This is a genomic window from Psychrobacter arcticus 273-4 (assembly GCF_000012305.1).
In the GTDB taxonomy this organism is placed as follows: Bacteria; Pseudomonadota; Gammaproteobacteria; order Pseudomonadales; family Moraxellaceae; genus Psychrobacter; species Psychrobacter arcticus.
On the sequence record NC_007204.1, the window covers coordinates 164,469 to 187,430 of the forward strand.

Annotated in this window: 23 protein-coding genes and 1 pseudogene; 15 read left to right on the forward strand and 9 right to left on the reverse strand. The window is 43.0% G+C overall.

What is annotated here, in order from left to right; genetic code table 11:
* Window positions 1-195 precede the first annotated feature (195 nt).
* Window positions 196-1,323, forward strand: coding sequence for an FUSC family protein (locus PSYC_RS00705; protein ID WP_011279451.1), 1,128 nt, complete (start codon window positions 196-198; stop codon window positions 1,321-1,323).
* Between the two features lie 63 nt (window positions 1,324-1,386).
* Here PSYC_RS00705 and aroE read toward each other — a convergent pair whose 3' ends face one another.
* Window positions 1,387-2,253, reverse strand: a complete 867-nt coding sequence (aroE, locus tag PSYC_RS00710) for a shikimate dehydrogenase (RefSeq protein ID WP_011279452.1) — start codon at window positions 2,251-2,253, stop codon at window positions 1,387-1,389.
* A 424-nt stretch (window positions 2,254-2,677) separates the two neighbouring features.
* Here aroE and PSYC_RS00715 point away from each other — a divergent pair, with 424 nt between their 5' ends.
* Both PSYC_RS00715 and PSYC_RS00720 read left to right on the forward strand, forming a co-directional pair.
* On the forward strand, window positions 2,678-3,343 hold the full coding sequence (locus PSYC_RS00715; RefSeq protein WP_011279453.1) for a hypothetical protein: 666 nt from the start codon (window positions 2,678-2,680) through the stop codon (window positions 3,341-3,343).
* 3 nt (window positions 3,344-3,346) lie between these two features.
* Window positions 3,347-4,306, forward strand: coding sequence for an aminotransferase class IV (locus tag PSYC_RS00720; protein WP_011279454.1), 960 nt, complete (start codon window positions 3,347-3,349; stop codon window positions 4,304-4,306).
* Window positions 4,307-4,316: 10 nt separating this feature from the next.
* Here the strand turns inward: PSYC_RS00720 and PSYC_RS00725 are convergent, their stop codons facing one another.
* Window positions 4,317-4,517 (reverse strand): DpnD/PcfM family protein, encoded by a 201-nt coding sequence (locus tag PSYC_RS00725; RefSeq protein WP_011279455.1) that lies wholly within the window; start codon window positions 4,515-4,517, stop codon window positions 4,317-4,319.
* A gap of 117 nt (window positions 4,518-4,634) precedes the next feature.
* Between PSYC_RS00725 and PSYC_RS11625 the strand changes: the two genes are divergently transcribed.
* Window positions 4,635-4,805: a hypothetical protein gene (locus tag PSYC_RS11625; protein ID WP_187147101.1), complete on the forward strand. Its 171-nt coding sequence runs from the start codon at window positions 4,635-4,637 to the stop codon at window positions 4,803-4,805.
* On the opposite strand, the gene PSYC_RS00730 is transcribed toward PSYC_RS11625, so the two are convergent.
* Window positions 4,797-5,561, reverse strand: a complete 765-nt coding sequence (locus PSYC_RS00730; RefSeq protein ID WP_011279456.1) for a DpnI domain-containing protein — start codon at window positions 5,559-5,561, stop codon at window positions 4,797-4,799. The genes PSYC_RS11625 and PSYC_RS00730 overlap by 9 nt on opposite strands.
* A gap of 171 nt (window positions 5,562-5,732) precedes the next feature.
* Here PSYC_RS00730 and mltG point away from each other — a divergent pair, with 171 nt between their 5' ends.
* Window positions 5,733-7,016, forward strand: a complete 1,284-nt coding sequence (gene mltG / locus PSYC_RS00735; protein WP_011279457.1) for an endolytic transglycosylase MltG — start codon at window positions 5,733-5,735, stop codon at window positions 7,014-7,016.
* A gap of 100 nt (window positions 7,017-7,116) precedes the next feature.
* Window positions 7,117-7,794 (forward strand): dTMP kinase, encoded by a 678-nt coding sequence (gene tmk, locus PSYC_RS00740; protein ID WP_011279458.1) that lies wholly within the window; start codon window positions 7,117-7,119, stop codon window positions 7,792-7,794.
* Between the two features lie 119 nt (window positions 7,795-7,913).
* Here tmk and PSYC_RS00745 read toward each other — a convergent pair whose 3' ends face one another.
* Window positions 7,914-10,205 carry a cation:proton antiporter gene (locus PSYC_RS00745; protein ID WP_011279459.1) on the reverse strand — a complete coding sequence of 764 codons (2,292 nt, stop codon included), beginning with the start codon at window positions 10,203-10,205 and terminating at the stop codon, window positions 7,914-7,916.
* A gap of 850 nt (window positions 10,206-11,055) precedes the next feature.
* On the opposite strand from PSYC_RS00745, the gene PSYC_RS00750 reads away from it, so the two are divergent.
* The 4 genes from PSYC_RS00750 (at window position 11,056) to purC (ending at window position 15,111) form a co-directional block, all read left to right on the forward strand.
* Window positions 11,056-12,474: a Do family serine endopeptidase gene (locus tag PSYC_RS00750; RefSeq protein ID WP_406621532.1), complete on the forward strand. Its 1,419-nt coding sequence runs from the start codon at window positions 11,056-11,058 to the stop codon at window positions 12,472-12,474.
* Between the two features lie 537 nt (window positions 12,475-13,011).
* On the forward strand, window positions 13,012-13,917 hold the full coding sequence (dapA, locus tag PSYC_RS00755; RefSeq protein ID WP_011279461.1) for a 4-hydroxy-tetrahydrodipicolinate synthase: 906 nt from the start codon (window positions 13,012-13,014) through the stop codon (window positions 13,915-13,917).
* Between the two features lie 14 nt (window positions 13,918-13,931).
* Window positions 13,932-14,267 carry a hypothetical protein gene (locus PSYC_RS00760; RefSeq protein ID WP_011279462.1) on the forward strand — a complete coding sequence of 112 codons (336 nt, stop codon included), beginning with the start codon at window positions 13,932-13,934 and terminating at the stop codon, window positions 14,265-14,267.
* Between the two features lie 130 nt (window positions 14,268-14,397).
* Window positions 14,398-15,111 (forward strand): phosphoribosylaminoimidazolesuccinocarboxamide synthase, encoded by a 714-nt coding sequence (gene purC / locus PSYC_RS00765; RefSeq protein ID WP_011279463.1) that lies wholly within the window; start codon window positions 14,398-14,400, stop codon window positions 15,109-15,111.
* 76 nt (window positions 15,112-15,187) lie between these two features.
* Here purC and PSYC_RS00770 read toward each other — a convergent pair whose 3' ends face one another.
* Window positions 15,188-15,529 (reverse strand): hypothetical protein, encoded by a 342-nt coding sequence (locus PSYC_RS00770; protein WP_011279464.1) that lies wholly within the window; start codon window positions 15,527-15,529, stop codon window positions 15,188-15,190.
* A gap of 103 nt (window positions 15,530-15,632) precedes the next feature.
* Here PSYC_RS00770 and PSYC_RS11985 point away from each other — a divergent pair, with 103 nt between their 5' ends.
* Complete coding sequence (locus PSYC_RS11985; protein WP_406621524.1) at window positions 15,633-15,896, forward strand: DNA-3-methyladenine glycosylase; 264 nt, start codon at window positions 15,633-15,635, stop codon at window positions 15,894-15,896.
* Window positions 15,897-16,134: 238 nt separating this feature from the next.
* Complete coding sequence (locus PSYC_RS00780; RefSeq protein ID WP_011279465.1) at window positions 16,135-16,446, forward strand: NIF3 1; 312 nt, start codon at window positions 16,135-16,137, stop codon at window positions 16,444-16,446.
* A 54-nt stretch (window positions 16,447-16,500) separates the two neighbouring features.
* Here PSYC_RS00780 and PSYC_RS00785 read toward each other — a convergent pair whose 3' ends face one another.
* The gene (locus tag PSYC_RS00785) at window positions 16,501-16,722 is read right to left on the reverse strand and encodes a transposase (protein WP_011279466.1); all 222 of its coding nucleotides are present in this window, start codon (window positions 16,720-16,722) and stop codon (window positions 16,501-16,503) included.
* A 742-nt stretch (window positions 16,723-17,464) separates the two neighbouring features.
* Window positions 17,465-17,668 carry a CsbD family protein gene (locus tag PSYC_RS00790; protein WP_011279468.1) on the reverse strand — a complete coding sequence of 68 codons (204 nt, stop codon included), beginning with the start codon at window positions 17,666-17,668 and terminating at the stop codon, window positions 17,465-17,467.
* Between the two features lie 410 nt (window positions 17,669-18,078).
* Between PSYC_RS00790 and PSYC_RS00795 the strand changes: the two are divergent.
* A pseudogene (locus tag PSYC_RS00795) lies at window positions 18,079-18,387 on the forward strand (molybdopterin dinucleotide binding domain-containing protein); the annotation flags it as partial.
* Here PSYC_RS00795 and PSYC_RS00800 read toward each other — a convergent pair.
* Complete coding sequence (locus PSYC_RS00800) at window positions 18,374-19,705, reverse strand: D-amino acid dehydrogenase (protein ID WP_011279470.1); 1,332 nt, start codon at window positions 19,703-19,705, stop codon at window positions 18,374-18,376. The pseudogene PSYC_RS00795 and the gene PSYC_RS00800 overlap by 14 nt on opposite strands.
* A 54-nt stretch (window positions 19,706-19,759) precedes the next feature.
* The gene (locus tag PSYC_RS00805) at window positions 19,760-20,527 is read right to left on the reverse strand and encodes a folate-binding protein YgfZ (protein WP_011279471.1); all 768 of its coding nucleotides are present in this window, start codon (window positions 20,525-20,527) and stop codon (window positions 19,760-19,762) included.
* Between the two features lie 296 nt (window positions 20,528-20,823).
* On the opposite strand from PSYC_RS00805, the gene PSYC_RS00810 reads away from it, so the two are divergent.
* Window positions 20,824-21,177, forward strand: coding sequence for a zinc ribbon domain-containing protein YjdM (locus PSYC_RS00810; protein ID WP_011279472.1), 354 nt, complete (start codon window positions 20,824-20,826; stop codon window positions 21,175-21,177).
* Between the two features lie 98 nt (window positions 21,178-21,275).
* Window positions 21,276-22,577 carry a glutamate-1-semialdehyde 2,1-aminomutase gene (hemL, locus tag PSYC_RS00815; protein WP_011279473.1) on the forward strand — a complete coding sequence of 434 codons (1,302 nt, stop codon included), beginning with the start codon at window positions 21,276-21,278 and terminating at the stop codon, window positions 22,575-22,577.
* Window positions 22,578-22,962: the final 385 nt, after the last annotated feature.

Consider the following 22,962-nt stretch of genomic DNA (forward strand, 5'->3'; position numbering starts at 1 on the left):
TACAACACGTACTACTGGTGCAAATTTTTCTTGCTTGCTGTGCCTACGCAGACAGAGGCTGCAAAAAATTTACACCAGCAATACGGTAGCGACAGTAAAGTATTTCAACTATATTTATGAGAAGAGTAATGGCAGTAGCAAAGTGATCGATAAGCCCATTATTGAAATGCATTTACGATATAAGGAAGGTCTTGTATGAGCGCATCAAAGCCCAAGGCAAAGCGGGTGTCTTGGCTGACAATATTATTGACTCGCATGAAGTTTTTGATGGATGGTGAGCTTGCTCATTTGCTGACAGTCAATCGCAGCAAGAGACCATGGCATATGCCCATTATCGCTGCCATTACGATTGGTTTTCCTATATTTGTGGGGGCTTACTTTGACGCTTTGTCATCAGGAATCAAGGCATCTTTAGGAGCAATGGTCATCTTAAATCTGCCTTTAGTAGGCAAGCTGCCCTATCGCTTAGTCACTTTAATGGCATGGGGCTTTGCCATGTCGTTATGCTTTGCATTCGGCTTGGTAGCACAGCAAGTGCCTATTCTTAGGCTGCCAGTATTTATGCTGATAGCCTTTGCTGTGGTTATATTTGGGCGTTATTATCGCCAGCCGCCGCCAGCTGGATTGTTTGTGATGATGGCTGGGGCGCTAGCATTATTTATACCCTTACCGTTAGAGCAAATCATGTCGGTCACTGGGCTTGTGATGCTTGGCAGTGGCTTTGCCTTAATCATGGGGCTGCTGTATTCGTTATTTTTATTAGCGACGCGTCCTGCTACGCCTACACCAACTTATAGCTATGAGCCTGATACCATTAGTGAGAGTATTATTGTCGCGAGTTTTGTCAGTTTGGCATTCCTGATTCCCTTAATGCTAGATATGTCTAATCCGTATTGGGCAGCTGTCAGCTGCTTCCTGATCATTCAGGGCATCCACTTACGTACTATGTGGATTAAGCAAATACATCGTTTACTAGGGACATTGGTAGGCGTGGGTCTGGCGAGTTGGATGCTATCTTGGGGCTTGTCGATATGGGGTATAGCTATTTCGATATTGATTATGATGCTTTGTATTGAATCATTGGTGGATCGTCATTATGGGCTGGCCGTTGTATTTATCACGCCGCTGACAATATTTATTGCAGAATATGGCAGTGGGTTGCCGCTTACGTCAGCGGTCTATCAAGAAGTGATGCACACACGCTTGCTGGATACGTTACTTGGCTGCCTAGTTGGTCTTGGCGGTGGAGTCGTTATGCATTCAACGAATTTGCGCGTACCGCTACGCCGTATAGAAAAGTGGATGCTGACACGCTTTGGCTAGTATAAGAAACGTAGATTGTTTTTGTAATTTAGATAGGTTGTGGCTGCACTCACGCGACGTTGACTATATTGATGATTTTTCTAATGCTGCGGTCGCCTGCGTAACATCAATAGCGTGTCCTGTCCAACACTCAAAACTTAATGCTGCTTGTCCGATAAGCATGCCATAACCATCAGAGGTCTGAGCGCCACGTGCGGCAAAATGCTGCAAAAATGGTAGCTCACGCCCATACATCATATCGTAAGCGTATTGGCAGTTTAGCTCATCGGCTAATGGCAACGTTTCACCTGATAGCCCAATAGAAGTGGCATTGACGATGATATCAAAGTCGCCACTTAAATCAGCCGTACAGCACGTTTGAATTTGCTGGTTATGGATGACTACACTGGCTGTGCTAAGCTCATTGACCAACTCTGTTGCTTTACTCAACGTGCGATTGGCAATAGTCAGCGCTTCAATCCCAGCTTCTATCAACGGCAATACCACGCCGCGCGCTGCGCCGCCTGCGCCAATGATTGCAATGCGTGCACCATTCAATGGCCAGCCTAAGCGCTGCATATGATTGACCAATCCTTGACCGTCGGTATTGTCGCCATATAACGCCTCGGCTCGCGAGACGCCACTTGCCAATAGCGCTTGATTTAATGATAGTGTATTAACCGCGCCGGCGATTTTAGCATGCTCAGATAAGCCGCCACGAGCTGCACAGCACTCATAAGCGACTTGCTTAAAGGGAACGGTCACATTGGCACCCACGCCGCCACCATGAAAAAACGCCTCAATGACTGCCGTGAAGCTTGCTGGATCATCAGGGCAATATTGACATTGATAACAAATATCAAGCCCTGCATGCGCGCCAAATAACGTATGAATTTCAGGAGATTTGCTGTGAGCAATCGGATTACCAATAACAATAAAATGCTGGGTCATAAAGGCTCCACTGGCGGTATAGGGCGAAAGTGAGGGTAATAAAGGTATCAAAGCTCACTTATCATAAGGGATAATGCTCAGTTTGACAAACCCGAGACTACAGATATAAACAGGTGAGTCGGAGTAACTTTTTATGACGTTAGCTCTTTAACAAATCTGTACTCTCTGCGAGTGTTATCCGTAAGGTAAAGGGTGGTCAAGCGCTAAGCAGTTGGGTAAACTAGAGAGTATAAAAAAGTAACCATGTTCCTTTTACCTGTATTTTATCAATGTGAATTATAGAATACTCAAATAGAAAAAGCGTATGTAAAAAAACTCAGTGATAACAAGACTTCAATAACAGACACTATTCATTATCAGCGGCATACCTGCCTGCTTGTTAATACCATTTTCAGAACTATCTAAAAGTGTGAGTAAGTTGCCCATGTGGAATAACACCCTACAGACCCTTATGGTCAGTACGATAATGGCAGTTGGCGTGTCGTTGAGCGCCTGTGATAATAATAAAAGTGGCGAAGTATCAGCAGAGAAGGTAAGTGCTGATAAGCAGACCGTCTCCGATACACCAAAACCAAAAACCCCTGCGCCAAATGCTGATTTAGATGGTGCCACTGTCCAAGAGGGTACACCAGTTAAGTATGATGTCGCATCATGGGGTCCTAAAAAAGTCGAGCCGCTTCGCGTCGATCAACTTGATGATATCAAATCAACGCTTGGTAAAGTGGTTAGCACCGATAAAAACAGCTTGGACTATGCCAGTAATCTTGCGTCCAAATACCGCTTTATGAATACCGAGGCGCCTTATCTGGATCTTATTGACTCTGAGAAGTATCTCGAGCTTGGTTGGTATTTTGCCAATCCTACCGACTCTGATAAAGAAAAAAAGCTGAGTCAAAATCATGCCAAAAAATCTTATCAGCTTGCTCGTCAATTGATGGGTGATGAGGGCGGTAAGCTGGTGGCTGATATACTAAGCGGTCAAATTATCAAAAATAAAGTCATTGGCGGGCAAAAAGTAGAGCTGGCAAAATGTGAGTTCTATAGCTGTATGATGATTCTTAATAAATCCGCTAGCCAAAATAGTAAGTAAGCCATGCAGCCATCAAATAGCTGGGTTTGTTTATCTGCATTAGAAAAACAGGTCGTAGCGGCTACCGCTTCACTAGACAATCGTGGATTGGCATACGCCGATGGTTTTTTTACGACCATGGGCGTTATCAATGGGCAGATACTGTGGGCGGAATATCATCATCAGCGCCTCATCTCTCATGCTAAAGCCTTGCAGCTCGATTTAGACAGCTGGTCGTTGTTATCTACCTTGCAAGTGCATGCCCAGCAGCACCGCCAAGGGATGCTAAAGCTTATCATCACACGCGCCGCGCAAGATATCCGTGGTTACGGCTATACGCCAAGTGAGTGTGGTAGCGCGTGTGAGAGTTGGCTAAAATCCTTGGCGATGACGGTTAGCACTGCTGAGCAGTTGTCATTAAATGATGAATGCTCTATTCCTGTACAGCCTGTGAGTACTGCTGTTTGTTTGTCTTCGCAAATTGCTTGTCTGCCACCGTCTATTGCGGGACTAAAAACCCTTAATCGCCTTGATAATGTGCTGGCAAGTGCGGAGTTGCAGGGTATCAAGACTCGTGTATTAGCATCTAATGGCGAGGGAGATATCAGTGAGGGCTTGCTACGTGATATGACTGGGCGCTGGGTTGAGGGTACGATGAGCAATGTGTTTTATCAATTATCTGATTCACGATTGGTAGACTCGCCGTCGTCAGAGATGATAAATATCCCTAATAATAAATCCAACACAAATTATTTAACGCAAGGTCAATGGTACACACCTTCGATGGCACAGTCAGGTGTCGCTGGTGTGATGCGGCAAGTAATCATTGATGAGTTATCTACGACTAAATATCCAGTTGTTGTACGGTCATTACAAGATAAGGATTTGCCACAGCTTCAGCAGCTATTCTTTTGCAATGCACTACGAGGTATTATGCCAATGGCCAGCCTGACTTTATTATCGGGTGAAATGGTGGGTTTTTAAGTATTTAATCCTACTTAAAGATATTAAACTTAGTATCAATAAAGTCATCTGGGTACAAAACAACTTCTTCATTTCGATACATTGCCTGCACTTTTAACAGCGCTTCGTGCTCGTTTTCTGCGCCAACTTCTACAATATTACTTAGCGTCTCAACAATTTCTATCTGAAACACGCTCTCTGCTTTCTTACCTTCTACTATCATCACTATCATCACTATCCTCAATACACGTTTATCAAAATTCTTTAATGTTTATATCCGCTAGATTAACAAAAGCACTTAAAAAGAAGTGATCGTCTTTTGTTACTTGGACTTGTGTCTTAAAGGAAAGTGAATGATGAAATTGATTGGGAGTATCCCGCGCATAAATTTCATCAGCGCCTTGTTGCCACTGCGCGTTTGCCGCCTTGGGATGATAGAGAGGCGCTGATAGCAGACGTATATCGTGATAAAAAAGGGCAGCCCAGAGCTGAGCGCTATAACGAAAAGCGTTTAATATAATTTTCGATAATGTCCACGACCCAAAAACTCAATAATGCCTTTGTCACGTAACACTTGTAATTGCTGACGGATTTTATCTTGGATGTGGTTGTTTTTAGGATGTTTAGGCTGTAATGCTTCCGCAAATGCATAAACTTGATTGAGGGAGAAATTAGCCTCCAGCTTATCAATACATTGCAGTACATCTAGTGTCCAGCCGCGTGACGTTATAGATTGCGCGCGTAGAAACAAGGTTTTTTGAAATTGCTTGGTAACATTATCTCGTGGTATGACTTGCTGGTCTTTGACCAAAAATACTTTTCCTGATTCTGCTACTTTACGCAAGTCGATATTACAGCCAACCCAACCTGCGCGTTTGGCATTCATTGATAAAGGTTTACGTTTTATAATCATGTCCGGCTTAAAAAACTGTTTGGGAATGATTAAGAAATTATTAACCCTATATTCTTGAGAGTAAGTCAAAAAGAAAAAGTTTGGATTATTGTCGCTATTGATGCGCTCAATCATGGTGTCATAAGCACCATCATTTATAATATTACTTAATTTTGCCTTTTTACTTTTTAATTCATACTCCTCACTACAGTGTCCACAATAAAAATCAGCAACAGGTTGGTTATTAGCAAATTCAACCAACGGTTCAGCACTGCAATTAGGGCAATAGCTTTGCTTAGCAACCCAATCTTCACTTAATACGCGAACGATTTGACTGGGTGACTTATAGCTCTTAGCAAGACTTTGATTAAAATGTAGATTCATAATAAGTTTTCGTGACCAATGGAAAAGTGTGGAAATAATAATAAAAGAGTATGAATATTAAGCCATAACTCTAAAGCCAAACACCAAGTTAATCGATAAGCTAAGCAAATCCCATTGAAAAATAGGCGTTTCAATGCTAAATTCTAGCAAACTTCTGCCTCGCGAGTGACCATGAGCACGCCAACACCTGAAACGCCTCCTGAACGTCCTAATGATACGCTATCGAATGACCAAAAAGGCACTGCTGACGAGCGTGTCGATGGGACACCTTTGAATTCAAAACCAGTCGATGAGACAGGTGCAAAAGAAGTTCCGCCTACCGATATCTCGCTCATTAGCGGTGATAATAAACCACGCCATTATAAAATCGATAACCCTTCATTCTTTATGCAGCGTGGTTATCAAGTACTATTGGTGCTTGGGTTAATTGCTGCATTTTTCTTGGTCATGGTTTATCAGACTTTATTTGGTCGGATTGAACAGCCGCAGCAGATGGTGACGATTGAGAAAGGTCAGACCTATTACGGTTTGCTACCGCAGTGGCAACAGGAAATCCCGCTGTTTTCTGCCACGATTGCCAAGCTTTATATGAAAACGCAGGTCGATGGTCCATTGCATGCCGGTATTTACCAATTACCGGAAAACCCTACCATTGCTGAGGCGCTACACGTACTTGGGCAAGGGGTAAAAGCGGCAATGGTCAAGGTACAAATTATCGAGGGCAAAACCTCAAAAGATTTGTATCAGGCGCTACGTGATAATAAAGGCATCAAAAAAGAAGTGCTAACGGCTGACAGTACGAATGCTAGCATCGCACAAGCGTTAGATTTGGTTGGTATCTTGCCGGATACGGTTGCCAACAGTAATGACCCTATCGTTAATCACAATCTTGAAGGCTGGTTTGCCCCTGATACTTATTATTATGGAGAAGGCACCACTGACAAGAAAGTGTTGACCGACTTGTACAAGCGCCAACAGCAGGCACTGACCAAGGCATGGGAAAACCGTGCGCCAAACCTCCCTTATCAGAGCCCTTATGAGGCGCTGGTGATGGCGTCTATTATTGAAAAAGAAACCAGTGTGGAAGAAGAGCGTCCTTTGGTCTCAGCAGTCTTTAATAACCGCTTGAACAAAAGCATGCGTATGCAGACGGATCCTACCATTATCTATGGTATGGGCAGCCGCTATGAAGGTAATATTCGCCGTAAAGACATCGATGAAAAAACGCGCTATAACACCTATCAAATCGATGGTTTGCCGCCTACACCCATTGCACTGCCGTCAGCTGCTTCTATCGAAGCAACCTTACATCCTGCTAAGAGCGAAGCGCTATATTTTGTGGCGACAGGCAACGGCGGGCATAAATTTACCAATAGCTTAACTGAGCACAATCAAGCGGTTAAAGAGTATCTCGGCGTCATGCGTGAGAAAAAAGCCCAAACGCCGCCGCAGTAACACTATTTTAGATTGCTCTTTATATTGCTTTAAAAAAACCATCGTTTAATGAGCGTTATCAAAATAAAGATAACGCTCATCAATGACATAAGGTCATATCATGTCAGCATCCATACAAGCGCCGTTTTCTCAAACCACCACTACGCCTCTTCAAGGGCATTTTATTAGTTTTGAGGGTACCGAAGGCGTCGGCAAGACTACTGCGATTGAGCAATTATGCGCACGTTTGCAGGCAAATGGCATTGACTATTTGCGCACCCGCGAGCCGGGTGGTAGCCCGTTTGCTGAACGCTTGCGCGAGATATTATTAGACCCTAATACTGCTATCAATGATGATACGGAATTGCTATTAATGTTTGCCGCCCGCTGTGACCATATGCAGCAAGTGATTTTGCCTGCGCTGCAACGCGGGACATGGGTAATATGTGACCGTTTTACCGACTCAACAGTTGCTTATCAAGGCTTTGGGCGTGCAGATGGTGATGCGACTGTACGCGGTAAAATTGACACGCTTATTGAGCAATTTGTCACCCAGTTACCAGAGCTGACCTTGTGGTTAGACTTGCCAGTATTAGAAGGCATGGCACGTGCCAATAAACGCAGTGCAGCTGACCGCTTCGAGCAGCAAGCAACGGACTTTTTTACCAGAGTACATAAAGGGTTTAGGACGCTAGCAGATGAGTATCCTAAGCGTATTCAGCGCATCGATGCCTCAGGCAGCGCTGATGAGGTCAGCGCGCGAATATGGCAGAAGGTTGAAGAGAAATGGGATATTTAATAGATCGTTTTATCAACTAATAAGCTTGCCCAAATAAAAACCCCTCTTTTCATTGATAGGCATTTAATAAATATTGTTTAGGCGTTATTTATTCAGGTCTAATTTATATGACCATTATCTCAATCATTTTTACCCAAATCCTTACTTAATACAACTTCAGCAGTAGTGCTATTATTAGCCTTATTTGAACTTGAGTCCGGTAAGCGGTTGGGGTCTAGAGAGCCTTTTTTATTTTTAGGCGCATTGCCATTACCGTTACCACTATTTTTATTATTGCTAATTATTTTAGGTATTGCTGGCGTAGTAGGATCAGCAGACACCATTTGGGGATTAGCCTGAATAGTACCGGCAGATTCAGCTGTTGCTATTTTTTCGTTAGCTGCTTTCTTATGCAGTGCTACTGACGTGATTGAGGAGGGTTTAGACTCTAAACTAGCAGCTGGCACATCATTGAGTAGATTTTGTTCAGCGTCTTTGTCGCTATCTATCAAAGAAGCTTCCTCTATATTACTGTCATCATCCGCCAGTTCTTTTTCTTGGCGTTTTTCAGGCGCTTTAGAGTCGGACTCAAAGCTTGCATCAGCTGCGGCGCGCGCTTGCTCTTGTTGCGGCGTCACATCGACTGGTTTTGGCTGTACGTCATCATCGACGACCAATGAGACAAGCTTGCGATCACGCGGCACCGTACCGTCGAACTTATCGGTAATGACGTGCAGTTTGCCTTCTTTGTCGACCGTATAAAGTGGCACAAATTGTTTATTATCGGCCTTATATTGCTCAAAGCTATAGCTGTCGGTGATATTGGTGATTTTAATACGCGCCTTTTTAGACAGCATACTGGCAAGCTTGGTATACGTAACATCCTTGCCAAACAACCACTGTGAATGGAAGTTCCCTTGCTTATCATCGCGCTCACTTTTGACTTTTTCATCGCTAAACTTTAAGCGGTATAGCTTGCGCTCACCAAACTCATGACGATAGTGAATCTCAGATAAAGTATTCAGCTCTTTATCCATACTCATGGCAAACAGACGACCGATACCGATGAGATCCAAATGATGGTCAGCATGGTCAGAGACAGGATTGCCAAAGTAAGTACGCAAGCCACTCATGCGTGCGCTGGCTATATTGGTATAGTTATTATGGGCGACGATGACATCAAAGCCTTGATCCTTTAACGAGGTGGCGACCAACAAAGCGACAGGGTTTGAGCCAACGACTAAGATACCATTGGTTTCAGGCTCACGTACACCCAAAAAGTTTCCCACCATTTTTGCGCCCAAGCCCTGAATCATCACTGTACCAATGATGACCAAAAATACCAAAGGTACCAGTAGCTCGACACCTTGAATATCATACTCTTGCAGACGAATGGCAAAGAGTGATGAGATGGCAGCAGCAACGATACCGCGCGGACCAATCCAGCTGATCATCAGCTTCTCTTTGGTCTTTAGGTTGGAGCCGATAGACGACACCCAAACCGACAAGGGGCGGGCGACAAACATCACAATCGCTAGTAGCACTAGACCCGCAAAGCCGATGCTCAATAAGCTTGCCAGCTCAACACGAGCTGCGAGAATAATAAATAAGACCGACACTAATAAGATGGTGAGCGATTCATTAAACTCTAAAATCGTATCACGCGGGAATTTTGGCCAATTAGCCAGCGCAACCCCAAGTACAGTTACTGTCAATAAACCGGATTCATGCTCTAAATGGTTGGAAATTGAAAATAACACCAGCACAAAAGCAAGGGTAAAAACATTACGTAAAAACTCAGGAATCATATGCCGACGCATTAAAAACGCTAATGCCCACGCGCCAGCTAACCCCATCGCTACTGCCAATACTACAATCTTGGCAAACAGCAGAATGCTACTGCCTTCACCGCCTGAGATAATATATTCATAGACCAATACCACCGCAATCGCGCCGATAGGGTCGATGATGATACCTTCCCACTTTAAGATATTGGAGATGGTTTTATTGGGTCGTACACTGCGCAGTAGCGGCATAATGACCGTCGGACCAGTCACGCAGACCAATGCGCCAAATAATAAGGCAATAATAGGGTCGATATCAAAGAGCAAATACGTCGACAGAGACACGATGGCGATAGTGATCAGTACGCCGACTGACACCAGCATCTGCACCACAGAGCCGTGTTGTTTAATCTCCTCAAACTCTAACGTCAGCGATCCTTCAAATAAAATAATCGCTACGCCTAGTGAGATGAAGGGAAACATCAGCTCGCCGAGTACTAAATCAGGATCGAAAACCCCTAGTACTGGACCAACGATAATACCAATCAGTAATAAAAATAAAATGGACGGTTGCTTTAAATACCAAGCCAACCATTGGGCGGCAATACCAATCCCAACCACGCCGGATAACAATAGGGCGGTATCCATAAATTAATCCTTTTATAATATGGTCATGCTTTATAGTGATTCAGAGCGGCAGCATTCAGCACAGACAGTTTTTTTTAGTTGATGACCAATTAATATCATTATTAAAATTCGCCATCAACAGTTACCGCAAGAGTCACAGCATGAGTCATGTATACTATATAGTAGCAAACACAAAATAATAGCAAAGATGAATACGCTTCTAGATAAAGTAGCGAAGCTTTAGAAAATAAAAGCTAAGAACCAGAAGCGCAAAAGAGAGAGGATACGATAAAATAATAGCCAATTTAAGCAGTGAAGAATTAATAAGTTTCATCGCTGACTTTTGTTTGTTTAAGATGGTTTTACTGGTTATCATAACATGATTTTATTTTATATAACCGAGGGCTAACTGTCACCCAAAGCGTTGTAAAACTCTTGAAAGGACAGACAGCGTAAGCTATTTTTGTTATGAACTAGCGACTGTATGCTGCAACGATGTTGTGCACTACTTATGGTTAGTTAGTGGTTATGATAGCTAGTATGATAGCTAGGTTAAGTCCTTAAATGACGCAGCAAACGATAATAGCATTTAAATGGTGTAAGTTTGCAGTGTATTGTTTAGAGTATTCAAGCAGGCTTACGGTTACGGTATTGAGATAGAGGCATCAATAGATGACAAACTAATCTGTAGTCAGCAAAAATACTCTATAAACTAAGATAAAGTCGCTATTTATTAGTCATGAATGACATGAAGTAAAATGCCATACCGTGCTGTAAATTAATAGCATAGCTGCTCACAAAAATTATAAAAATTACTTGGAAGAGGAATAAGATGCCAATCGACATGTCTAAATCGAAAATCACTACAGCTATCATGCAGCGCTTGCTTCAACGCAGCACATTGGCAATCGCTGTCGCTACTACTATGGTCGTTGGTATTAACCTAAACACCATGCCAAGCGCGCAAGCTGCTGTCACCACCGCTGATTTTTCAGGATTGGTGCAGCAAGTCACGCCAGCGGTGGCACGCGTCAATGTGACCAAAACTGTGAGTGAGGCCGAACTTGCAAAAGCCCAAACGGCTGAGCTGTTACGCAAATTCTTTGGTGATCGCCTGCGTATCCCTGATCAAGCAGCGACGCCAGCGATTGAGCATGCTTATGGCACGGGGTTTTTTGTGACCGATGATGGTTATATGCTGACCAATCACCATGTGGTGGCGGGCGCAGACAAAATCACTGTGACCCTCAATGACAGAACAGAGCTTGATGCTACCTTGGTTGGCAGTGATGAGCGCTCGGATGTAGCAGTATTAAAGGTTACAGGCAAAAAATTCCCAGCGCTACCGATTGGTGATTCTAATAGCCTAAAAGTCGGTGAGCCGGTACTGGCTATTGGCTCGCCATTTGGTTTTGACTATTCAGCGTCGGCAGGTATTGTTAGCGCCAAATCACGCAATTTTTCGCGTGAAACCAGTGTGTCATTCATTCAAACCGATGTGGCATTGAATCCTGGTAATTCAGGTGGACCGTTATTTAACCAGCGCGGTGAAGTGATTGGGATTAATTCACGTATTTTTAGTGGAACCGGTGGTTATATGGGGCTGTCGTTCTCCATCCCGATTGATGCGGCGATGGATGTTTATGAGCAGCTCAAAGCCAATGGTAAGGTTGAGCGTGCCTATTTGGGCATTTATCCGCAAGATATTGATCGTAATTTGGCTGAAGCTTATAACCTAGCGCGTCCGCAAGGGGCATTACTGACACGCGTGTCACCCGATTCACCTGCCCAAAAAGCAGGGCTAAAATCAGGGGATATTATTTTACGCTACAATGATGTCCAAATTATGGAAGCCTCTGACCTATTAAACCTGATTAATCGCGCGCGTCCCAATGACACCTTTCGCATGCAGATTCAGCGCAATGGCAAGCAATCTCTCGTCACTGGCAAGCTTAGTGACGCCTCAAATGACATGCAGTCACAAAACCGTGGTCAGCAAAATAACGAGATAAGTCTGGGCTTAGCATTACGTAATCTGACCCCAGAGGAACAAGTAGAGTTGGCCTCTGATAATAAAACCGGCGTTTTGGTCACAGCGATTGAGCCAACAGGATTGGCGGCACGCTCGGGCATACTAGCAGGCGATATCATTACTAATCTACATCAAAAATCGATTAAAACCGTCAATGATGTTTCGAGTGCCGTGTCGGTATTGCCTAAAAAAGGGGTGGTGACGATTGAGGTGATGCGTCAAGGTATCCCTGGTATTATTGGATTACGCATAGAGTAATTAGAGGTATTGCTATTACTTGTGGCATAAGAGAACATAAGCGTTTTTTTGCTTGTATCGGCTAGCCAACGATGTGTTGACGATTGGTTAAAAGGTTTAAAAAGGTTTTATCGACCCTTAGTAATTACGCTAAACTGACGGTTTGGTTTAAAAACTAGATGTTATCAATTTTACTGTATATTAATGGCAAAATGAAATTGAAGCAGCTAGGCAATTATTTGTAGAATTGCTTGCTTTGGCATTAATTGATTGATAGCGGTCAATCCAAAATATGCTACACTAGCAGGCGTTTTTATAGCGAGATAATCATCCTATTGGTGTCAGATGAAATGGCGTCAAGGACGGTATAAGACATACAAACATTCAGTATTAACATCGAGCAAGATCTTACCAATGGTGTTTATGAGCATGCATATTATTTATAGTATCCATGCAACTATTTAACAATGAATACTTCAGAATATGCATTGGTACTTGCAAATGACCTATCATGTGATAGCTTTAATAAAAGCTAGGATACTACAGTAAGGCACAGTTATGAGCACAGCATACGACGATATTAAAACCCGACTACAAGGCTCAATGGTAGCCTTGATAACGCCCATGCTTCGTGACGGCACGGTCGATTATAAGCGTCTGGCAGACCTCATAGACTGGCAGATTGAACAAGGCACTCATTGCCTTGTCGCTGTTGGTACGACTGGTGAATCCGCAACCTTGTCAATGCAAGAGCACAGCGATGTGATTCGCTATTTTGTACAGCATGTTAAAGGTCGTGTACCGGTGATTGCGGGTACTGGCGCAAACAATACGATGGAAGCTATTAAGCTGACTCAAGATGCAGCAGATGCTGGTGCAGATTGTGCATTATTGGTAGCCCCTTACTATAATAAGCCGCCGCAAGAAGGCTTATATCAGCATTATAAAGCCATCGCTGAAGCCGTAAATATCCCGCAAATGCTGTATAACGTCCCTGGGCGTACAGTCGTTGATATCGCGCAAGAAACGGTTGAGCGCTTAGCTGATCTTGGCAATATCGTTGCGATTAAAGATGCGACAGGCTCAGTGGCACGCGGTGAGCAATTAATCAAAGTGGTTGGCGATCGTCTTGTGGTTCTATCTGGCGATGATGGCAGCGCACTTGAGCTAATGAAAGTTGGCGGTAAAGGTAACATCTCTGTCACTGCCAACGTGGTACCAAAAGCCATGAGCGAAACCTTTACAGCAGCCTTGCGTGGTGATTTTGACGCTGCCAATCAAGTACATGATGTCGTCAAGCACTTACATCGTGACTTGTTTATCGAATCAAGCCCAATCCCAGCCAAGTATGCTTTGCACAAAATGGGTATGATTGATAAAGGTATTCGCCTGCCGCTAGTATGGCTAGCTGAGCAACATCATGCGACGATTGATACAGCCTTGGTTCGTGCAAACTTATTATAAAATGATGCGTGTAAATGCTAACTCAGAGAGATAATATGATGAAAGTATCATCAGTGACTGCAAAAATATTCCCTGCTGTAATGACGATAGTGTTGGGTAGTACGTTAGTATTGAGCGGCTGCCAAGCGACAAAAGAATTCATTGGCAAGCGTGACAACGGTAGCCTAGAATATCAGCAAAGCAAAAAATTGGCGCCGCTACAGCTGCCAGCTGCTCAAGAGACCGCACCATTTGTACCGCTGTACCCAACCCCTAATGCAGGCGCTAATACGCTCACATTACAGAATGAGTCTGGTAAACAGTACCAGCTGCCAAAACCACAACGTGCTGTTACAAGCCGGGCTGAATAAGTAGTTTTTTTAACCTTATCTATGCCGCTAATACTTTTATCAATATCAATGTATCGCATTGGTTTTATAAGACATTAGCGGCCGCTGCGCGTTTTTACCACATAAGCTTGAACGAACAGGAAACCTCCTAATGCAAAAGCAAGAAATGCTCTATAAAGGCAAAGCCAAATCTGTTTATGAAACAGAAGACAACGATCTGCTGATTTTACATTTTCGTGATGACACCTCAGCGCTTGATGGTAAGCGTATCGAGCAGTTAGCACGCAAAGGCGTGGTTAATAATCGCTTTAACGCGTTTATTATGCAAAAGCTGGCGGACGCTGGTATTGAGACGCATTTTGAAAAGCAATTGTCTGATGACGAAGTGTTGGTCAAGCGTTTGGATATGATTCCGGTTGAATGCGTTGTGCGTAACTTTGCTGCGGGCAGTTTGGTACGCCGTTTAGGGTTAGAAGAAGGGCAGGCCTTGACGCCACCGACGTACGAGCTGTTCTATAAAGATGATGCGCTTGGTGATCCGATGGTTAATGAGTCAATCTCAATCTCTCTTGGCTGGGCAACCGACGCACAGCTCGCAAAAATGAAAGAGCTGAGTCATCAAGTGAATGAAGTATTAACAGCCCTGTTTGATGCTGGCGATTTGATACTAGTAGATTTCAAACTAGAGTTTGGTGTGTTCCATGACCGCATCATCTTAGGTGATGAGTTCTCACCAGATGGCTGCCGCATTTGGGATAAAGCCACCAAGAAAAAGCTCGATAAAGACCGCTTCCGTCAGTCACTAGGTGATGTCATCGAAGCCTACGAAGAAGTAGCAAGTCGTATTGGTGTACCACTAAGCTAAACGCAGGGAAATAAAAATAGTTAAGACAATAAAAAAACTGAGCCATGAGCTCAGTTTTTTTATGCAATTAAATACATTAGCTGTCTTTACGGGCTTCTTTAATTTTCTTAGCAGCAAACTCCATGGCATCTGCAGCTTTATCTGCTAATGTACCAACCACTTCTTTTGCCTTTGTAGTAGCAGTATCAGCTAAAGAAGCGTTTTTATCACCTTTGTCGTTAGCATCTTTATCTGAAGACTTGCTGTCTTTGCTGTCTGACTGATTGCCTGAATTATTATCTTTACTATCAGAAGCTTTATTAGCATTCTGATCTTTGGAGTCATTAGCAGTGTCATTATCTTTTACATCATTTTTTTTGTCTTCTGCTTTGTCACTACCATTATGCTGCTTATTATTTTGCATATTAGAGTTACTCATTGTTTTATCCTTTTATTCATATTGTTTTTAGTGTGGTATATCTAGGATCAAGATTACTATCATATCGAGTTAACTGTCTGTATAACATCAGTTGCAATAAGTAATGGTGGTCGCTGCCGACTTAATTGGCAAGGTATTATGTCGACAGTTGATCGATAGCGATGGTCAGCAAAAAATCTTGCGCATGCGTATCTCAGAGACAGAAGCTTATATTGGTGAAGGGGATGCTGCGTGTCATGCGCATGCGGGTACACGAACGCCGCGTACAGAGATTATGTACCATATAGGCGGTGTCTTTTATGTATACCTGACCTACGGTATTCATCATATGCTTAATTTGGTCAGCGGACCAAGGGTTTACAGATAGATCGAACGTTATATGGCAAGCCAATCGCACCCTCCTCAGAAGTTTGGGTTGAAAATGATGGCTGTCAGCCACCGGTATCCCTGCGTCCACGTATCGGTATTGATGATGCGGGCGAGGCAAAAGAGTGGTTGCTGCGCTATATATGGACCGACCACCCCTCATTATCAAAAAAATAACGGAATTTTTAAGTTGGTTTTAAATAGATTTGATAAGGCAACTAATTCAATAAGGCGACGACATGTATAAACTTACCGTTTTTGTACCAGACTCAGCATTAGAGAAGGTAAAGTCAGCGCTATTTGCGGCAGGTGCTGGTAAGATTGGCGATTATGAACAGTGCTGTTGGCAAGTGCAGGGAATTGGGCATTTTATGCCACTGGTAGGTAGCACGCCGCATATTGGTACACAAGACAGTCTTGAGAAAATCAATGAATGGCGGGTCGAGATGGTGGTTGCTAAGGCTAGTATTAAAGACGTTATCATCGCATTAAAGCAGGCGCATCCTTATGAGACACCTGCTTATGATGTGATTGAAGTATTAGATTTTTGATAGCAGTGCTTTTCTGTATCCTCGCTCATGTCCATCACAATCACGCCTTTGGTTTTAAGACTTGGGATTAAGTGTATATTTGCACCAATCATACATCACTTCCCAATTCACATTTTTATCGACATATTCAAGGGCACACAGCATCTTTTTATACAAAGCCCCAATAACATTGGTGTGCTTTTTAGCTTGCCAGTTGTAGCGATCAATACAAGGCTTGCCAATCGTTGCATAACCGTAAGGACGAATAGTTTCAGCCTCAAAGCCACTTTCATCCATATAAACGATGGGATAGCCTTGCTGCTTAAAACTATCAAGCCGTTATTAATACTAGACAGTAACTGTTTACAATAGTCTATTGAATAGGTGATTGTTGATTTCACTAACGGTTTAATTTTTATGATTGTATCGGTTTTATGTGAACTATATTATAATTTTATTATAGTTTTACTATTGTGAAAATTGTTATGATAGTAAATCTTATTAAAATCATAAGGTTAAGTGTTTTATTTATCCAGATTTAAGCTGATGTAAGCATATGCTTACACGTAATGACGTTTACGCGACTTAACAGTAGCTCAATAATTTGACACTATACACACACGGCATAAGGGAATGTGACTCAAGGATTGAGTTGACCGTATTAAGGATAATACTTCAACTGCTAGCATCAGGATGATAATAGCAATTGGATTAAGGATACATAACCCGTGCTGAAGGCAGATAATGCCAGTAGTAGTAAAAAGGGCAGGATGCCCGACTGTCACAATATGCTCAATATCTTGCAAGGATGCAGCGATTAGAGCCGTGATAGGTAACAAGGATCGTTAACAATAAAACCGCATAACAATTAATTGCTATGCGGTTTTATCGTGTCTGGAGTTTGAGCTTTATCTCTTATAATCAGTTGCTAAGAAATAATGCATAAAAAAACCGCACTAAAAACTAATGCGGTTTTCGTTTAAATAATCTGCTTATATAAAGGTAACACAACCATCCTTTTTATAAGTATAACTATCTACTAGTATTTATTTTCAGTACGCCATGCATCTACTTCACGCTCAGCATCATCTTTACTATGACCATAGCGCTCTTGTACTTTACCAACGAGCTTATCACGGCTACCTTCAACGTGTAATAAATCATCATCAGTAAGATCAGCCCACTTCTGCTTGACTGAGCCTTTTATTTGGTTCCACTCACCTTTTAGGGTATGTTCGTTCATTACTGTTATCCTTGTTTTAGTTATTGCGTCTTTTACAGTGGCTGTTATTTAAAAGTTAAATCAACAGGTTGCATAACGTTTTAGTATCCGAATTATTATTTATGATTCTTATTGCTAGTACAGTACTACTGTTAGATAGCTTATTTCTTATATAGCATTTTTCAAAATGCTTAACTACATTACAAACAGCCAGTGGCTAACTTGTGCTACCAATATATGAATTTCAAAACGCTTTGTCTGTATTGATCATGTTGATACTGTTGCTCAATTATAAAAAAAATCATGCCTATGTTATGGGTAGCATAGTTATGTAATCGTTAGGATGTTTTGTCAGCGAGGTACGTCACCACAGTGCATACATTTGACTATGTGTTGAAGCTACAGCGAGATATAGTAGAGAAGAGACGGCTGAGCAGCACGGTATTAAAAATGGTCAAGATGTCAAAGTAACCTCGCGTGTCGGTAGCGTGATTATTGCAGCAGAAGTTACTGATGAGCTGATGCCAAGGGTAGTGAGTATTCCACATGGCTTTGGACATGGTCGTAAAGGCGTGAAGCAAGAGATCGCTCAAGCGCATGCAGGTGTCAGTGTGAATGATCTGACGGATGATACGTTATTAAAGAGGTGCGCCTGCTATAAACTTCTCTTGTTTGCTGCTATCACAGAGGCTACGAAAAATTCATCCCAGCAATACTGTATTTTTCTTATAGTGAGTTGACCATACCAATAAAATCAAAATCAACGGCTGGTATCTCGCCCTGTATCAATAAACTAATCGCTTTTGCCGAACCACAAGCATGAGTCCAGCCAAGCGTGCCATGACCGGTGTTAAGCCATAAGTTATCAAAAGTCGCTTGCACATTGTGACTACCATGCCGAACTTGGCCCATATGTGCGTGTCCAATCAACGGCACATTTGATGGGGTCATCGGTCGTAGTCCTGTCCAGTACTGCACTGAATTGGCGATGATACCTTTGGGAAATAACTGCTGCACGCGGCGAGTGATGGCTTCACAGCGTATGGTATTTAAATCTAAGTTGTAGCCGTTAAATTCTGCTGTCCCAGCCACTCGTAATTTATCACCAAGACGCGATGTTACCAGCTTAAACTCATCATCAATCAAGCTAACAAAGGGTGCTAGATGCGGAGCACGAGGATTGATTTGATAAGTGGCTGAGTAGCCTTTGGCAGGAAAAATAGGCAGATGTATCTTAAGTGGTTTCATTAAGGCGACGCTATAACTACCAAGCGCCAATACATAGCTATCTGCACTAAAGGTTTGCGCATTTTCGCCATTAGGTCGAATAGTAATACTATGTACGTGCGGATGAGCATAATCGTCATCAGTATTGATGGCTAAAATCTCAGTATCGTATAAAAACTTAACGCCAGCCTTTATGCAGTGCTCCGCTAAACGCTGGGTAAATAAGTGTGCATTACCTGACTCATCATGGCTAGTATATGTCGCGCCTTTGAGCTTGTGGGCAACAGGATAAAGTGCTGGCTCGAGGCTAACAGCATTATTGATGTCAATGACATAACGCTCGCAGCCGAGCGCTTGCATGCGCTCAGTTGGCGCGATAGCGGCATCAAATTCAGCTTGATTAGTATAAAAATGCATGATACCGCGCGTTTGCTGCTCGTAATCAACACCGATATCAGCACGTAACTGTTGCAAGGCATCACGTGAGTACAATCCCAAACGCACCATTTGTACCAGATTGGCATCGGCTTTGTCTGCGCGGCACTCTTGCAAAAACTGCATGGCCCATTTGAGCTGTGCTTTATCAGCGCGCAAACGATATAGCAGCGGCGCATCTTCTTTAAATAGCCATTTAAGCGCTTTCATCGGTGCAGTAGGGTTTGCCCAAGGCGTGGCATGGGAGACAGATATCTGTCCGCCATTGGCAAATGAGGTTTGCATACCTGCCGCTGATTCACGCTCAATCACGCTCACATCATAGCCTGCTTGGCGAAGATACCATGCGGTGGTCACGCCCACCACGCCTGCTCCGAGTACCGCAATATGGGTCATAGATTACTCTGCTGCGATTAATAAATTAGATGAGAGTGTGCTTAACGTCTGGTATTACTTGGGACGAGCAACATCCGCTTGTAAGGCCAGTGGTAAATCCAATATGGTCAGACCACTTTCAGCCAACTGCTCTGGACGGGCGACGACCAATGCCTCAAAGCCTTCACTAGTAGTAATCGCATTGACGACTTGTACTTTATCCAGTTTTTCACCAGCGGCAGGGGTTGTACCTGAGCCTTTTACACTTGTTCCTTTTACATAGTGCAAAAACGCTTTCGGCGCTGATTTAAAGTAAATACGGGCGATGACTTCTTGACCCAAATAACAGCCTTTATCGTAGTCCATGCCGCCGCGCTGATGCAGACGCAACTCTTGTGGTTGGAACTCGCCTTGCGTTGCCGCTACTATCCAATAATTACCGGTTGCGATACTAGACTGCATCCAAGCTTGGATATTCTCAGATGTATTGTAGTCGTCCTGATGGCTAAAAGTCGGCACATTATCAATAACACAAGGATAAATCGGCATTGGCGTACTGGTATCAAACTTTGAAAATGCACCGAATTTTTTTAAATGTCCTTGCAAAGCCTCTGCGCAATCAGTACTAATAACCACGTCATAATGCTTTTCAGCCTGTTTTTTAATCCAAATACCGAATTCTATGCGACCTTTTAAATTGCCAATAGCCGCGGCTTGATAGCTAAGACCGAGCTTAGTGACATTACAAGTTAACTGTCCTTGTAAGAATTTTTCGGCATCCTCGCCTTGGATAGATAATTGGGAAAACTGCGCCAATGTCACTGCATTGATAGATTGAGTCATTGTTATTATCCTTCTAATGAGAGATTTTTTATAAATGGTTAAAGGTTAAAAATAAGGGTCATAAAAGTGGTATGTCAGATGTTTATGACAAGATAGATAAATATAAAATCAAATGAGGCTAAGAAGAGTACCACAAAAAACACCCTCATAAAAAACGTCATCGTTAAGATGGCAATCAAGCGTTAAATTGGGCTCAGCCAGTGGTTTTCAAGTGGACAAATTGGTTAAAGAGTGCGAGTTACGGTACAATATGAGCTCTAGAATAAACCTAATGTATGATGGCTGCCGAGGGAATTATGAGCTTACCAAATTGTCCGAAATGTGATGCTGAATATACGTATGAAGATGGCGCGTTACTAATATGCCCGATGTGCGCTCATGAATGGACAGCAGCAGAAACCGATGTAGCACAAGCTGAAAACCAAGATGCGATCATTCGCGATGCCGTTGGCAATGAGTTGCAAGACGGTGATACTGTCACCGTAATTAAAGATTTGAAAGTTAAAGGCTCATCAACCATCATCAAAGTAGGGACTAAAGCAAAAAGTATTCGCCTATTGCCGGACGCTACCGATGGTCATGATATCGATTGTAAGCTTGATGGCTATGGTCCGATGAAACTTAAATCATCTGTTGTTAAAAAAGCTTAAGCTGCACATTTATTGTGAATGAAATAATAGAAAGCACTAAATAGACAATCACTAAGTATAAAAGCACTAAATAAAAAACGATTAAGTAGAGACTAATTATGAGTACCAAAAACGAACAACTATTCGCCCAAGCCTGCAAGCATATCCCCGGTGGCGTCAACTCGCCTGTCCGTGCCTTTGCAGGGGTCGGTGGTACGCCAATCTTTATGCACCGTGCTAATGGTAGCAAAATCTATGATACCGAAGACAATGCTTATATCGATTATGTAGGCTCTTGGGGTCCAATGATTTTGGGTCATGCCCATCCAAAAGTCATTGATGCGGTCAAAAAAGCCGCTGATGATGGTCTGAGCTTTGGTACGCCAACGCCATTTGAAACCACTGTTGCCGATAAAATTTGCGAAATCGTCCCAAGTGTTGAGATGATTCGTATGACCAGCTCGGGTACGGAAGCGACGATGAGTGCGATTCGTTTGGCACGTGGTTATACTCAGCGTGACAAAATCGTCAAGTTTGAAGGCTGCTACCATGGCCATTCAGACAGTCTGTTAGTAAAAGCGGGCTCAGGCATGCTTGATATTGGTGAGCCAACCTCAAAAGGCGTGCCAGCAGATTTTGCTAAGCATACCATTACGATTCCTTATAATGACTCGCAAGCGATTAAAGACTGCTTTGAGAAATGGGGTGAGGAAATCGCCTGCGTAATTTTGGAGCCGATCGCTGGCAACATGAATATGGTCATTCCAAGCCAAGAATTTCATGATACCTTGCGCGAGCAGTGTACTGCCAATAACTCGGTATTGATTTTTGATGAAGTCATGACGGGCTTTCGTGTTGGACTGGGCGGTGCGCAAGCGCATTTCGGTATCGACCCTGACTTGACTTGCTTTGGTAAAATCATCGGTGCGGGCTTGCCAGTTGGCGCTTTTGGTGGCAAAAAAGAGGTCATGTCTTGTATCGCCCCTCTTGGCGGCGTCTACCAAGCGGGTACGTTATCCGGTAATCCGCTAGCAATGCGTGCTGGTATCGCCATGTTTGAAGACTTAACCGCAGAGGGTTTTTATGATGAGCTAGCCGTAAAGGTTGATCGTTTGGTTGATGGCTTTCAAGCGGCTGCTGACAAACATGGTATCAATCTACGTACCAATAAGCTTGGTGGTATGTTTGGTATGTTCTTCGTGACAGACGGTGATACAGCAGTACCACAAAATTTCGATGAAGTGACCGAGTGCGATATGGAAGTGTTTAATACTTTCTTCCACGGTATGCTTGATCGGGGTATCTATCTGGCACCCTCTGCATATGAAGCAGGTTTTATGTCTATTAAGCATAGCGATGAAGATATTGATACCTCTATCAAAGCGGCTGACGAGATATTTGCAGAAATGGCAAAAGCGTAACACAGCAGTGTTAGGCGGTTAAAAAAACAGCATAGCAACAAGATTACTATGCTGGTTTTTTTATTCTTAGATTAATAATAAAAGCAGTTATAGTCGGTGAAAAGTAATATCGATACAACACGTACTGCTGGTGCAAATTTTTCTTGCTTGCTGTGCCTACGCAGACAGATGCTGCAAAAAATTTACACCAGCAATACTGTAGCGACTTTAAAGTATTTCAACTATATCCTGTTTTTAGCCAGGGTTTGGCTATTGTATTCGCTTACTTGCCAGCGTTTGGCATAAATGTTTTAATGGAAAAACTTACTATCATTTATATGATTGTTATCGTTTTTATATATGGTAATCCTGATTTCAACCCAACGTATTTTCTATTTTAAAAGCC